16 protein-coding genes and 1 riboswitch are annotated in these 11,901 nt (G+C 70.1%); of the genes, 14 read left to right on the top strand and 2 right to left on the bottom strand.

Features of this window, described 5'->3' with window-relative positions; translation table 11 throughout:
* Window positions 1-41: 41 nt before the first annotated feature.
* The gene (locus BJ960_RS03330; protein WP_185986254.1) at window positions 42-431 is read right to left on the bottom strand and encodes a DUF1304 domain-containing protein; all 390 of its coding nucleotides are present in this window, start codon (window positions 429-431) and stop codon (window positions 42-44) included.
* A gap of 115 nt (window positions 432-546) precedes the next feature.
* Between BJ960_RS03330 and BJ960_RS03335 the strand changes: the two genes are divergently transcribed.
* From BJ960_RS03335 to BJ960_RS03365, 7 genes are all read left to right on the top strand, one after another.
* Entirely contained in the window at window positions 547-1,140 is a 594-nt protein-coding gene (locus tag BJ960_RS03335; RefSeq protein WP_185986255.1) for a TetR/AcrR family transcriptional regulator, read from the top strand.
* 178 nt (window positions 1,141-1,318) lie between these two features.
* Window positions 1,319-1,426, top strand: a riboswitch (TPP riboswitch).
* A gap of 11 nt (window positions 1,427-1,437) precedes the next feature.
* Window positions 1,438-1,716: a thiamine-binding protein gene (locus BJ960_RS03340; RefSeq protein ID WP_342354336.1), complete on the top strand. Its 279-nt coding sequence runs from the start codon at window positions 1,438-1,440 to the stop codon at window positions 1,714-1,716.
* 13 nt (window positions 1,717-1,729) lie between these two features.
* Window positions 1,730-2,503, top strand: a complete 774-nt coding sequence (locus BJ960_RS16640; RefSeq protein WP_185986257.1) for an ABC transporter permease — start codon at window positions 1,730-1,732, stop codon at window positions 2,501-2,503.
* Window positions 2,504-2,505: 2 nt separating this feature from the next.
* Window positions 2,506-3,636 carry an ABC transporter substrate-binding protein gene (locus BJ960_RS03350; RefSeq protein ID WP_185986258.1) on the top strand — a complete coding sequence of 377 codons (1,131 nt, stop codon included), beginning with the start codon at window positions 2,506-2,508 and terminating at the stop codon, window positions 3,634-3,636.
* A gap of 13 nt (window positions 3,637-3,649) precedes the next feature.
* Window positions 3,650-4,474, top strand: coding sequence for an ABC transporter ATP-binding protein (locus BJ960_RS03355; protein ID WP_185986259.1), 825 nt, complete (start codon window positions 3,650-3,652; stop codon window positions 4,472-4,474).
* Between the two features lie 9 nt (window positions 4,475-4,483).
* On the top strand, window positions 4,484-6,184 hold the full coding sequence (locus BJ960_RS03360; protein ID WP_185986260.1) for an ABC-F family ATP-binding cassette domain-containing protein: 1,701 nt from the start codon (window positions 4,484-4,486) through the stop codon (window positions 6,182-6,184).
* Between the two features lie 91 nt (window positions 6,185-6,275).
* Complete coding sequence (locus BJ960_RS03365; RefSeq protein ID WP_185986261.1) at window positions 6,276-7,373, top strand: FUSC family protein; 1,098 nt, start codon at window positions 6,276-6,278, stop codon at window positions 7,371-7,373.
* Between the two features lie 73 nt (window positions 7,374-7,446).
* On the opposite strand, the gene BJ960_RS03370 is transcribed toward BJ960_RS03365, so the two are convergent.
* Window positions 7,447-7,932, bottom strand: a complete 486-nt coding sequence (locus BJ960_RS03370) for a CinA family protein (RefSeq protein ID WP_185986262.1) — start codon at window positions 7,930-7,932, stop codon at window positions 7,447-7,449.
* A gap of 262 nt (window positions 7,933-8,194) precedes the next feature.
* On the opposite strand from BJ960_RS03370, the gene BJ960_RS03375 reads away from it, so the two are divergent.
* The 7 genes from BJ960_RS03375 to BJ960_RS03405 all read left to right on the top strand — a co-directional run bounded on the left by BJ960_RS03375 (window position 8,195) and on the right by BJ960_RS03405 (window position 11,899).
* A complete protein-coding gene (locus tag BJ960_RS03375) occupies window positions 8,195-8,554 on the top strand; it encodes a DUF7882 family protein (RefSeq protein ID WP_220663640.1) in 360 nt (119 codons plus the stop codon).
* Window positions 8,547-8,861: a DUF7882 family protein gene (locus tag BJ960_RS03380; RefSeq protein WP_185986263.1), complete on the top strand. Its 315-nt coding sequence runs from the start codon at window positions 8,547-8,549 to the stop codon at window positions 8,859-8,861. The genes BJ960_RS03375 and BJ960_RS03380 overlap by 8 nt, the downstream gene beginning before the upstream one ends.
* A gap of 126 nt (window positions 8,862-8,987) precedes the next feature.
* A complete protein-coding gene (locus tag BJ960_RS03385; RefSeq protein WP_185986264.1) occupies window positions 8,988-10,154 on the top strand; it encodes a carboxylate-amine ligase in 1,167 nt (388 codons plus the stop codon).
* A 114-nt stretch (window positions 10,155-10,268) separates the two neighbouring features.
* The gene (locus BJ960_RS03390; protein WP_185986265.1) at window positions 10,269-10,817 is read left to right on the top strand and encodes a type 1 glutamine amidotransferase domain-containing protein; all 549 of its coding nucleotides are present in this window, start codon (window positions 10,269-10,271) and stop codon (window positions 10,815-10,817) included.
* A gap of 44 nt (window positions 10,818-10,861) precedes the next feature.
* Complete coding sequence (locus tag BJ960_RS03395) at window positions 10,862-11,311, top strand: SRPBCC family protein (protein WP_121075669.1); 450 nt, start codon at window positions 10,862-10,864, stop codon at window positions 11,309-11,311.
* Window positions 11,312-11,390: 79 nt separating this feature from the next.
* Window positions 11,391-11,627 carry a hypothetical protein gene (locus BJ960_RS03400; RefSeq protein ID WP_185986266.1) on the top strand — a complete coding sequence of 79 codons (237 nt, stop codon included), beginning with the start codon at window positions 11,391-11,393 and terminating at the stop codon, window positions 11,625-11,627.
* Window positions 11,628-11,629: 2 nt separating this feature from the next.
* Window positions 11,630-11,899 carry a hypothetical protein gene (locus BJ960_RS03405; protein WP_121076200.1) on the top strand — a complete coding sequence of 90 codons (270 nt, stop codon included), beginning with the start codon at window positions 11,630-11,632 and terminating at the stop codon, window positions 11,897-11,899.
* The last annotated feature ends 2 nt before the right edge of the window (window positions 11,900-11,901 follow it).

The raw sequence follows: 11,901 nt of genomic DNA on the forward strand, positions 1-11,901 counted from the left end.
GCTGGTGGCTGCTGGGGGCTGGGCTGGCGGTCTCGGCCGGGTCAGCCGAGCAGCCCGATCGCGAGCGCGACAATGCCAAGCGCCGGCACGAGGCCCTGCTTGAGGGCGGCGCCGAGCTTGTCTGGCGAGGAGATGCCGAGCACGAGGCTGGCCGCGACCATCGATCCGGCGCCCGTGAAGACGAGCGTGGCTCCCACTGGCGTGTTTCCAGCCGCAACGAATGCAATGCCGAGCACGACGGCCACCGCGAGGAACAGATTGTAGAACCCCTGGTTGAAGGCCAGCGCATGCTGCGTCTTCGCCTCCTCGACGGTGCCGGTGCCGAAGGTCCGGCGGGCGCGCTCGCTCGTCCAGGCGATGGACTCGAGGTAGAAGATGAACACGTGAATGAGCGCCGCGACTCCGGTCAGCACGAGGCCGGTGATCACCATGGTGTAACTCGTTTCTCTGAGCGGTCATCGCGTTCGGGCGACGTTCGCGAAATAGTGTATCGATCAGTACAATATAACGAGAGGATCGTTCGCGCAATCAGCTTGAGGAGACAGCATGGGGCGTTCGCAGCAGTTCGACACCGCGGAGGTTGTGCGCGCCGCCCGCGACGTGTTTTGGGTGAACGGCTACGAGGCGAGCTCGCTGCCCGCCCTTGAATCGGCCACCGGCCTGAAACGGTCGAGCATCTATCATGCGTTCGGATCGAAACACGGCCTGTTCGAGGCCGTGATCGAGAGCTACCTGAACGAGGTCATTCGGCCCAGGCTGACGCCGCTTGCCGGCCCCGTCGTAGAGTCGAATGCGCTCGAGGACTACCTCACGGGGCTGCGCGCCGCCCTGCTTCGACCAGGCACGACTGCCGTGTCGAGCGGCTGCCTGCTCGTGAACGCCGCCGGCGCACCGATCTCACAGGACACGATGGTCGCGACGGTGATCGCCGACTACCGGACTGAGCTTCGGGCGGCGTTGGCGCGCGGCGTCGCGGCGCGCCTCCCGGGCTCGACCACAACCGAGGTCGGGGTGTTGGCGGACGTCTGCACCGGTCTCGTGGTTGCAGCCATGGCACTCGTTCGGGTCACACCGGAGGCGGCCGTCGCGAGCCTCGACGCCGCGCTCGCGCTCATCGAGGAACGCTCGGCGCGGGACTGAGGCCGCCAAACCAAGCCAAGCCAGGGCCGGGCGCGGCCTGCGCGGAGGCGCGACGGCGCGGGACTGACGGCGGCAGCGACGCCAGGGACGGCGGCAGCGCCCCGGCGACCACGCCCGCCCGCGACACTCCGGGCCCCACCCGCGGCATGCGTTCGTCGCTATGCTGAAGGTTCCAGTACACATCCGCTGGGGGGGCCCGAACGGGCTGAGATCTGCCGAGCGAGGCGGACCACCCCAGGAACCTGATCTCGTTAACACGAGCGGAGGGAAGCGGTCACCATGTTGATCCATGTTCACGTGTCGCCCACACCAATGGGAGACGAAAACGGTCGATACAGCTGCGTCGAGGGCGCGATTCGCGTCATCGAGCAGAGCGGTCTCGAGTACGAGGTCGGCGCGCTCGGCACGACGGTGCAGGGGCCCGCGGAACGCCTCTGGCCGCTCATGCGGGAACTGCACGATGCCACGCTCGAGGCGGGGGCGGATCGCGTCATGACGCACTTCCGCATCCTCGAATCGAAGGATGACGTCATCGAGGCCTCGATGACCGAGCTCGCAGCCCGCATCACGCACTAGCGCGCGGGCCGTCGTGAGAACTCTCACGCGGCAGATCCTCCCGGTGCTCCTCGCCGTCGCAGGCCTGGTGCTCGCGTGGGGTCTGCTCGTGCGCCTCACCGACGCTCCCGCGTACCTCATCCCGTCGCCTACGAGCGTGTGGGTGGCGGGGTGGGGAGACCGGGAGCTGCTCGGCTCGCACCTGGCGGCGACGCTCAGGATCGCGCTCGCGGGCTTCACGCTCGGGGCGCTCGCCGGCGTCGCGACCGGGATCGCGCTTGGCCTGTCGGCCACGCTGCGGCGGGCGGCGGAACCGCTGCTCATCGCGAGTCAGGCGATTCCGCCCGTCGTGTTGGCGCCGATCCTGATCTCTGCGATGGGGTTCGGGGCGTTCCCGAAGATCCTCGTCGTTGCGCTCGGCGCGTTCTTCCCGATCGCGATCAGCGCGGCCGCCGCGATGCGCGACGCGGACAGCTCCCTCGTCGACCTGCTCGTGTCGATGGGCGCGTCGCCGTTCACGGTGCTGCGCCGGGTGCGGCTGCCGGGGGCGATCCCCGCGGTCGTGGCCGGCGCGAAGGTCGCCGCGAGCTATGTCGTGTTCAGCGCAATCATTGCCGAGTGGATGGGCTCCTCCGTCGGGCTCGGCGTCTACCTTCAACGTTCCCAAGCGAGCTATCGGATGGACCAGCTCTTCGCCGCAGTCGGCGTGATCGCCGTGCTCGGCGTGCTGCTCTTCTGGCTCGTCTCCCTGATCGGTGACACCGTGCTGGCGCGGTTCCGGTCCTCACTCAATAGAAAGGGCGTCTAGCCATGGCTGCTCAGTCCACGACGACAACTTCCACCCGCACCACCACCACCACGACACCCACCACCACAACACCCACAACCGCAACACCCACAACCGCGTACCGTGCCCGCCGCCGCGGTCTTGCAGTGGCCGCGCTCGCCGGAGCGCTCGCTCTCGCCGGCTGCTCGGCCGCGGGGGCCGAACCTGCGGCTGGCGGCGACGCCTCTGGCGCGACGGGAGCCGAACTCACGCCCGTCACTCTCATGCTGAACTGGACGCCGAACGCGCACCACGCGGGGTTCTATTACGCGCAGGAACACGGGCTCTACGAGGAGGCCGGGCTCGACGTCGAGATCCTCGAGCCGGGCGACGGGATCGGCGCCGCGGCCGCGGTGGCCGAGGGGCGTGCAGAGTTCGGCATCTCGCAGGCGGAGTCGCTGCTGCCCGCCCGCGCCGCCGGGATGGATCTCGCGGCCGTCGCGACGCTGCTGCCCGTGAACGACTCGGTGCTCATGGGCGTGCGGGGGTCGGGCTTCACGGCAGACCCCGGCTCGCTGGCCGGCCTCACCTACGGCGGATACGGGGGAGCGCTCGAGACCGAGATCATGTCGGCGCTCACGAGCTGTGGCGGGGGCGACCCCGATGATGTCGAGTTCATCGAGATCGGCAACGTTGACTACCTCGCAGGGCTTGAGCAGGGCAAGTTCGACGTGACCTGGGTATTCGGAGGCTGGGACGCGCTGCGGGCGCAGTCCGAGGCGGACGACGTCGTGGTGCTCCCGATGGCCGAGCATGAGGAGTGCATCCCGAACTGGTACACGCCCGTGATCGTGGGGAACTCGGCGAACCTCGCCGCGGACCCCGACACGGCAAGGGCGTTCCTCGACGCCACGAGCCGCGGCTACGACGAGGTCGTGCGTGATCCCGCGGCGGGTGCGGCGGCGCTCCTCGCTGCCGCGCCCGAGCTCGACGCAGACCTCGTCGAACGGGCCGTCGCCTACTACGCGCCGCGGTTCACGGCGCAGGGACGTTTCGGGGAGATGGAGGACGCCGTCTGGCAGCGGTTCACGGAGTTCCTCGTGGGGGCGGACATGCTCGACGACGCCTCGCCTGTCGAGGGCGCCTGGACCAACGAGTACCTCCCGGCCGCGTGACATGGGCCGCGAGGTGAACGGAGCGGCGAGCCGCGACCCGGGAGGCAGCGGGACGCACGCCGGGGCGCTCAGCGTCGAGGCGATCTCGCATGTGTTCCCACAGCCCGGCGCGGGCTGGCTCCCGCGCCGGGCGGCGCCGGTCCCCGTGCTCGACGGCGTCTCGTTCGGGGCGGAGCCCGGCACGCTCACGGCGATACTCGGGCCGAGCGGGTGCGGCAAATCGACGCTCCTCAGGCTCATCGCCGGCCTTGAAAGGCCGACAGCGGGGCGCGCGCTGCTCGGCGGCGCGGAGCTCGCTGGGACGCCGGGCGGTGTCGCCTACCACCCGCAGCGCGACGCCCTGCTGCCGTGGCTGCGCGTCCTCGACAACGCGATGCTCGGGGCCGAGACGTGCGGCGTGGACCGGTCGGTGGCCCGGTCGGCGGCGCTGTCGCTACTCGACAGGTTTGGACTCGCCGGGCAGGAGCGTGCCTGGCCGGACGAACTCTCTGGCGGCATGCGGCAGCGCGTTGCGCTCATGCGCACGTTCCTCATGCCGCAGCCGCTGCTCGCGCTCGACGAGCCCCTCGGGGCGCTCGATGCGCTGACGCGCAGGCTGCTCCAGCACTGGCTCATTGATATCGTCGCGAGCGACGGACGGCCGATCCTGCTCGTCACCCACGACATCGACGAGGCGCTGCTGCTTGCCGACAGGATCCTCGTGCTCAGCCCCCGGCCCGGCCGGATCGTGCACGTCGAGGAGCGGCCAGACGCAGGCACGCGGCTGCGCGAGCACGAGGATGGCGGCGACCGCGAGGCGGCCCGGACGCTGCTCGGGCGGCTCGCCGCCACTGCGTAAGCTTGAGGGATGACTGCAACTCTCGTCGCCCAGACGATCGCGGGTGGATACGCGCACCGCACCCTCTTCGAAGACCTCGACCTCACCGTCGCCCCCGGTGACGTCGTCGGCGTCGTGGGCGTGAACGGCGCGGGCAAGTCGACGCTGCTGCGCATCCTCGCCGGCGAGCTCGCGCCGCAGGCGGGTACCGTGCAGCTCGCGCCGCAGGACGCCTTCGTCGGCTGGCTGCCGCAGGAGCACGAGCGCATCGCGGGCGAGACCGTCGCCGCGTACGTCGCCAGGCGCACCGGCTGCGCGCAGGCGACCCGCGAGATGGACGAGGCAGCGGAGGCCCTCGGGGGCGCTGGGGCGCAGGCGCCGGGGGATCCGGATCCAGCGGACGTGTACTCCGCAGCCCTCGAGCGCTGGCTCGCGAGCGGCGCGGCCGACCTCGACGAGCGGTTGCCAGGGGTGCTCGCGGAGCTCGGCCTTGGCGTTCAGGCGGCCGGGGCGGCCGACGCCGCGGGGGTCGCCTCGGCCGTCACCGCCGAGTCGCACATGACGTCGCTGTCGGGCGGGCAGGCCGCACGCGTCGGCCTCGCCGCCCTGCTGCTGTCGCGGTTCGACATCGTGCTGCTCGACGAGCCGACCAACGACCTCGACCTCGACGGCCTCGACAGGCTCGAGCGGTTCGTACAGGGGCTGCGGGGCGGGGTGGTGCTCGTGAGTCACGACCGGGAGTTCCTCGCGCGCTGCGTCACGAAGGTGCTCGAGCTCGACCTCGCGCAGAACAGCAACCGGGTGTTCGGCGGCGGCTACGACGCGTACCTCGAGGAGCGCGAGATCGTTCGGCAGCACAAGCGCGACGACTACGAGGAGTTCGCGGCGAAGAAGGCCGACCTCGTCGCTCGCGCCCGCACGCAGCGCGAGTGGTCGAGCCAGGGGGTGCGCAACGCGATGAAGAAGTCGCCGGACAACGACAAGATTCGGCGCGCGGCATCAATGGAGTCGAGCGAGAAGCAGGCGCAGAAGGTGCGGCAGATGGAGAGCCGCATCCGCCGCCTGGACGAGGTCGAGGAGCCGCGCAAGGAGTGGCAGCTCGAGTTCACGATCGGGCAGGCGCCGCGGTCGAGCTCGGTCGTCGCGACCCTCAACGGGGCGGTGGCCAGGCAGGGCGAGTTCACGCTCGGGCCCGTGTCGCTGCAGCTCAACGCGGGGGAGCGGGTCGGGATCACGGGACCAAACGGTGCCGGGAAGTCGACGCTGCTGCGGCTGCTCCTTGGCAGGCAAGAGCCCGACGAGGGCGCTGCGGCACTCGGCACGTCGGTCGCGATCGGCGAGATCGATCAGGCGCGGTCGCTGTTCGCGGGCGCCGAGCCGCTCGCGGACGCATTTGAGGCGCTCGTGCCAGAGCTGACGTCGGCCGAGGTGCGCACCCTGCTCGCGAAGTTCGGGCTGAAGGCGGACCACGTGCTCCGCCCGGCGGGCGAGCTGTCGCCGGGAGAGCGCACCCGCGCCGGGCTCGCGCTGCTCCAGGCGCGCGGGGTGAACGTGCTCGTGCTCGACGAGCCGACGAACCACCTTGACCTGCCTGCGATCGAGCAGCTCGAGCAGGCGCTCGAGGGCTACGAGGGGGCGCTGCTGCTCGTGACGCACGACAGGCGCATGCTAAATACTGTGCGGCTCGACCGTCGGTGGCACGTCGACGCCGGAGCCGTCTCGGAGCTGTAGCGCGGCCGCCGTCGCCCACGCCGCTAGCCGCCGCGCGTTTCCACTGTCAACCCCCTGGCGGGCGCGCGCCCGCTCGGCTGTGCTTGACGAGATGCAGGGAACGAACGCGCGTGCGCACGCACGACAGACTGTGCAGGAGATCGTGAACCGCTCGCGGCTCGCGCTCGCGGCGAAGAGCGCCGTGGCCGCCGCGATCGCGTGGTACCTCGCACCCCTCGTGCCGTTCGCGGAGAGCGAGTACTCCTACTACGCGCCCCTCGGGGTGCTCGTCAGCATGTACCCGACGTTCTTCGAATCGGCCCGGTCGGGGATGCAGACCGTGCTGGGTCTCATCGCGGGCGTCGCGCTCGGCCTTGGCGGGGTCGGCCTCGTCGCGCTCGGGTCCCCGGGTATCGTCGCCGTCGCGCTGGTCGTCGCCGTCGGCGTTGCCGTCGGTGGGGCGCAACTGTTCGGGGCGGGCCGCGATTGGGTGTCGATGGCAGGGCTGTTCGTGCTGCTGCTCAGCCGGGGCGAATCCGGCGAGTTCTCGTCGTCGTACCTCGTGACGATGGGCTTCGGCGTGGTGGTCGGCCTCGCGGTGCAGTGGATTGCGGTTCCCCCGCTCTACGGGAAGACCGCACAGGTGCACGTCGCCGAGTATCGCGCCGCGTTGGCAGCCGCCTTCCGTGCGGCGGCCAGCACGATCATGGAGGGAGGTGGCGAGCAGAGCATTCGCGAGGCCGAGATCCGCGTCCGTGTTGCCGGGGACGCGGTGCGGCAGGGCATCGACGCCGCAGCGCGAAGCGAGCGCGCGAACCCACGCGTGCGGTTCGGCCGGGCGGGGCGGTCGCAGCTCGGCACCGTCGCCGGACAGCTCGACGCGGTGCAGCTGCAGGCGCTCGTGGTCTCCGATCTCGCGGCGCGATGCGGCTCGCGGGGGACGGCGGCCGCGGTCGGCGCCCGCGAGGGGGGGGCGCCGTCCCGCTGCGGGGCGCGCTCGTCTGGACGGCCCGCCTGCTGGAGACGGGGGAGCCCGGCGGTGCACGCGCGGGCGCGCAGGGGAGCGCCGAGCGCGGCAGCTCCGGGGCCGGGGCTGCCGCCGTGTCGCCGCAGGCCGCCGCACGGTCCGCGCTGCGCCGCTACGCGACTTCCCGGGAGTCGTGCCAGTCGCGCGGCGTCGACCATGCGGGGGAGGTCGCCGTTGCCGTGAGCGTGGGCCGCGCTCTCGACGCCCTCGCCGACTGGCGGTAGCGCTGACACCGGCACGGCTCGGCGTGTGCAGCCTACGCTTCGAGGCGGGCGACCAGGCTCGCGAGTGCGCAGCGGATCGTCGCGTGGAGCACGTCAATCGGGTCCCCAGGGAAGTGCTGCTCGCTGACCTCGGCCGCGAAGCCGGGCCCGGCGGTGCAGAGAAACACGGTGCCGGCCGGCTGCCCCTCCTCGGGACCCGGGCCGCCGACGCCGGTCACGGAGACTGCGAGGTCGGCGCCCAGCAGGTGCGCGGCACCCTGCGCCAGCTCGCGCGCGGTTCGCGCGGTCACCACCGGGCCCGGCGTGACCCCGAGCACCGCGAATTTCACTTCCGGGTGGTAGGCGACGACCGAGCCGCGGAACCAGGATCCGGATCCCTCGCCGGCCGCGAGCGCCGTCGCGAGCTGCCCGCCGGTGAGCGACTCAGCGACGGCAATCGTCAGCTGCCGCGCCGCCGCCCGCTCCGCGACACGCCCAACGAGCACGTCCACCGGCCCATGCGTTGCGTTCGTCGCCATGCCTGGGCCCGCTATCGCTCGGACCCGCGCGCGTGGCGCGCCGATGCGTCGGGGCTCAGCGCGAGGCGGCGACTGGCGTCGTCGTGGTGGAGCGGCGGGCGAAACTTCATCGGAGATCCTCCTATCGACGGTGCACATATCTCTACGCGAGCGGAGGAAAATGCGCAAGCCCCTCGACAGTTGCGGGGAAAAGGCGCATGCGACGCGCCGCGATTCCTGTGAGTATTAAGGATCCACCCAGGTGAATGGCCATGATTGAGGCATGGGGTTTATTTATTACAATGGGGTCACGGAGTACGAATTCGAGGATCGTACGCTCGCACACCTGAAGTCTGCGATCGGGACGAAGCTCCGTCGGCAGGAATGCTTCTTTCTCAACTGGTCCAATCCCGCGGAAGCCGGGAGCGGCCGGGTCACGCTCTGGATCGCGCCGTCGATCCCGCTCATCTTTCGCTTCTCCGGGAACACACCGCCGACGCTGAACCCCCAGTGGGTGCAGGTGCTCGTCGAGACCGCCAACACCCCACGCGGGATGACTGTCATCAAGGAGGACAACGTCGCGGCGGCGCTCGAAGCGCTTAGCGTTCCGCACGAGGCCCTGGCCGGAGGCACCAATGGGTGAGCTGCACTACGGAATGAACGACAGCGTCTTCGAGTTCGAGGATCGGCTGCTGCACCACCTGAAACTTGTCATCGCGAACAAGCTGCGCAAGGGGGAGAGCTTTCTGTTCACCTGGCAGACCTCCGAATGCGGCGCCGGGTCATCGCTGTGGCTCCACCCGTCGATTCCGCTGCACTTCACGTTTGCGAATCTCGTCGACGTCGAGATCAACAAGGAATGGGCGGAGCTGCTGGGCTTCCTCGCGAACCGCCCCGGCGGCCTGACGATCGTCGACGAGCCCACGCCGCAGGCAGCCCAGCAGCCCTAGCGGGCCGGGCCGCCGGAATGGTACCCGACTCCGGCGTCCGAGTCGACCCCCTCGCGGCGGTCGCCACACCCTCCTACCATGTCTGCACGCCGGCCACACCGGCAGGCACCTGGGGGAAGGATCACCATGCCGGCTTCACACACCCGACTCATCGGTATCGAAGAGGAGTTCGCGCTCATCGACCCCGCCACCGGGGCGCCGGTCGCGGGATCGGCCGCGCGCGTCATCCGGGACGTATCCGACGAGGCGCCAGTGGAACACGAGTTTCTCGACAGCCAGGTCGAGATCGCGACTCCGCCGTGCGAGACCGCCGACCAGGCCGAGGAGAGCCTGTTCCAGCTGCGCGGACGCACGCTCGCCGCGGCACGCAATCAGGGCGCCCTGCTGGCGGCGACCGGGACACCGCCAGCCGCTCCCGACCCGGCCCTTGTGAGCCACGTGACTGGCAAAGAGCGCTACCTCGAGATCGCGCACGGCGCCCGCAAGGTCGCGCAAACCCACTACATTAACGGGCAGCACGTGCACGTCTCGATCGCCGGGCCCGACGAGGGCGTGCGGGTCATCAACGGCCTCGCCCGGTGGGCGCCGTTGCTGCTCGCGATGACCGCCAACTCGCCGATCTGGGATGGCGCCGACACGGGGTTTCGGAGCTGGCGGCACGTCATCGGCTGCGCCTGGCCGCTCAACATGTATCCCGCCCAGTTCGCCTCGGTCGACGACTACGACAGGCGCGTGGATCGGCTCGTCCGGTCAGGGCTCATCCTCGACCGCGGCCTGGTGACGTGGGTCGCCCGGCTCTCGGCCAGATACCCGACGGTCGAGCTGCGGGTTGCCGACGTCCAGCTCAACCCGCGCCACGCGGTGGCGTTTGCGCTCATCGTGCGGGCGCTGGTGACGACAATCGCCGCAGCGCCCGACGACGACCCGCAGCTCAGCGGCCGCGGCATCGATGCCGACGAGGTCAACGTCTCGCTCTGGTTTGCGGCCAGGGACGGCCTCACCCGAACGCTCGTCGACCCGCTTGAGTGCCGGGAGGTTGCCGCGACCGAGTGGCTCGATGAGCTCGTCGAGGTGATTCGCCCAGCGCTCGATGACGCCGGCGACACCGAGCGCGTTCGGGAGTACGTCGCCGACCTGAAGGCCAACGGGGTTCCCGCCGACCAGCAGCGGCGGGCGCTCGCCGCGGGCGGCCTCGCTCAGCTGCTGGACCTGTGCGAGGCGAGCCACCTGCGCGACATCGGTGCGCCGGCCGGCCGGGCACCCGCGCTCTCAGCCGGCACGGGCGCACGGTAGCAGGCCGGTCGGCGCGCGACAACCCCCTCGACCGCTCCGCTTCCGACTGGGAGCGTGGTACTCACCACAGCCCGTGGTGAATCCACGTAGCACCAATCAGAAAGGAAACGCCTCATGTCACGACTTTCAGACCGCCGAGTTGCATTTCTTGTCACCGATGGCTTCGAGGACAGCGAGCTCACCAGCCCGTGGGACGCGGTCGCCGAAGCCGGAGGGACGCCAGTGCTCGTCGCACCGACCCTGGACTCGGTCACGGGAGCGCTCGGGCACCAGCAGACCGTCGACGTCCGCGTCGCGGATGCGAAGGCAACGGACTTTGACGCGCTCGTCCTGCCCGGCGGCGTTCAGAACGCCGACGCACTGCGAATGGACAGTGACGCGGTCGCCTTCACCAAGGACATGTTCGCGCAGCACAAGCCTGCGGCGGCCATCTGCCACGGCGCCTGGCTGCTCGTCGAGGCCGACGTGGTCCGCGGGCGGACGCTGACGAGCTACCCGAGCCTGCGCACGGACCTCGAGAACGCCGGGGCAACCTGGGTGGACGAGGCCGTGAGGGTCGACCAGGGACTCGTATCGAGTCGCACGCCCGACGACCTGCCGGACTTCAACCGCAAGCTCGTCGAAGAGATCGGCGAGGGCAAGCACTCCGGTCAGCACGCCTGACCTGCCGGCCAGCCACAGCGAATCACCGTAGAAGGGAACACAGCATGCCTACGATTAGCAACGACATCGACATCGACAGCCCCGTTCGGACCGTGTACAACCAGTGGACCCAGTTCGAGGACTATCCCGCGTTCATGAGCGGCGTCCAGCAGGTGCGACAGCTCGAGGACGACAAGCTCTACTGGGACGTCAAGGTCGGCGGAGCGGAGCGCGGGTTCGAAGCGCGGATTACCGAGCAGATCCCCGACGAACGCATCGCCTGGACGAGCACGAGCGGCCCGACGCACGCCGGGGTCGTCACCTTCCACAGGCTCGACGACGACCGCACCCGCGTACGCCTGCAGCTTGAGTGGGAGCCCGAGGGATTCGTCGAAACCGTCGGTGCGGCCCTGCAGATCGACGATGCGCAGGTCGCCCGCGACCTCAACCAGTTCGCGCATCTCATGGAGACAAACGGCTTCGCAACCGGCGCCTGGCGCGGCGAGATTACCTGAGCTCCGGCCATCGGGACGGCACCACCGGTGCCGTCCCCGGAGGCCGACCCGGAACACAGCACACCGAAAGGAGCGCGCAATGGGACAGATCTGGACCCAAAACGAGGAGAAGAACGGTGACGACGAGCTCGTTGTCACGTTCGAGCAGAGTCCGCCGCAGCCGGGTGGCGAGGAGGGGAGCGACACCGGCGTCGAGGTTCCACCAGGCACGGACCCGCAGGAGGCCCTCGACGCCCTCGGCGAAGACGTATCTTCTTCGCCTGCGGAGCGCGGGAGCGACACGTCTGCACCCGGCGACACCGAGGAGAGTGAGTGATCATGACGACAACTGAGACGAACCCGCTGCCGCGCGCCTCCGAGTGCGACGTGTGCGGCAACATGTATGACAAGGCGTTCACCGTGACGCGCGGGGACGAGGTGAAGGTCTTCGACAGTTTCGAGTGCGCGATCGAATCGATGGCTCCGCGCTGCGGCCACTGCGCCTGTCGGGTGCTCGGTCACGGTGTCGAGTCGGACGGCCAGGTGTTCTGTTGCGCTCACTGCGCGCGACAGGTCGGCGAACACGGGCTCATCGACCGCGACGGCTGAGC

It is taken from the genome of Leucobacter aridicollis (assembly GCF_013409595.1).
Taxonomy (GTDB): Bacteria; Actinomycetota; Actinomycetes; order Actinomycetales; family Microbacteriaceae; genus Leucobacter; species Leucobacter aridicollis.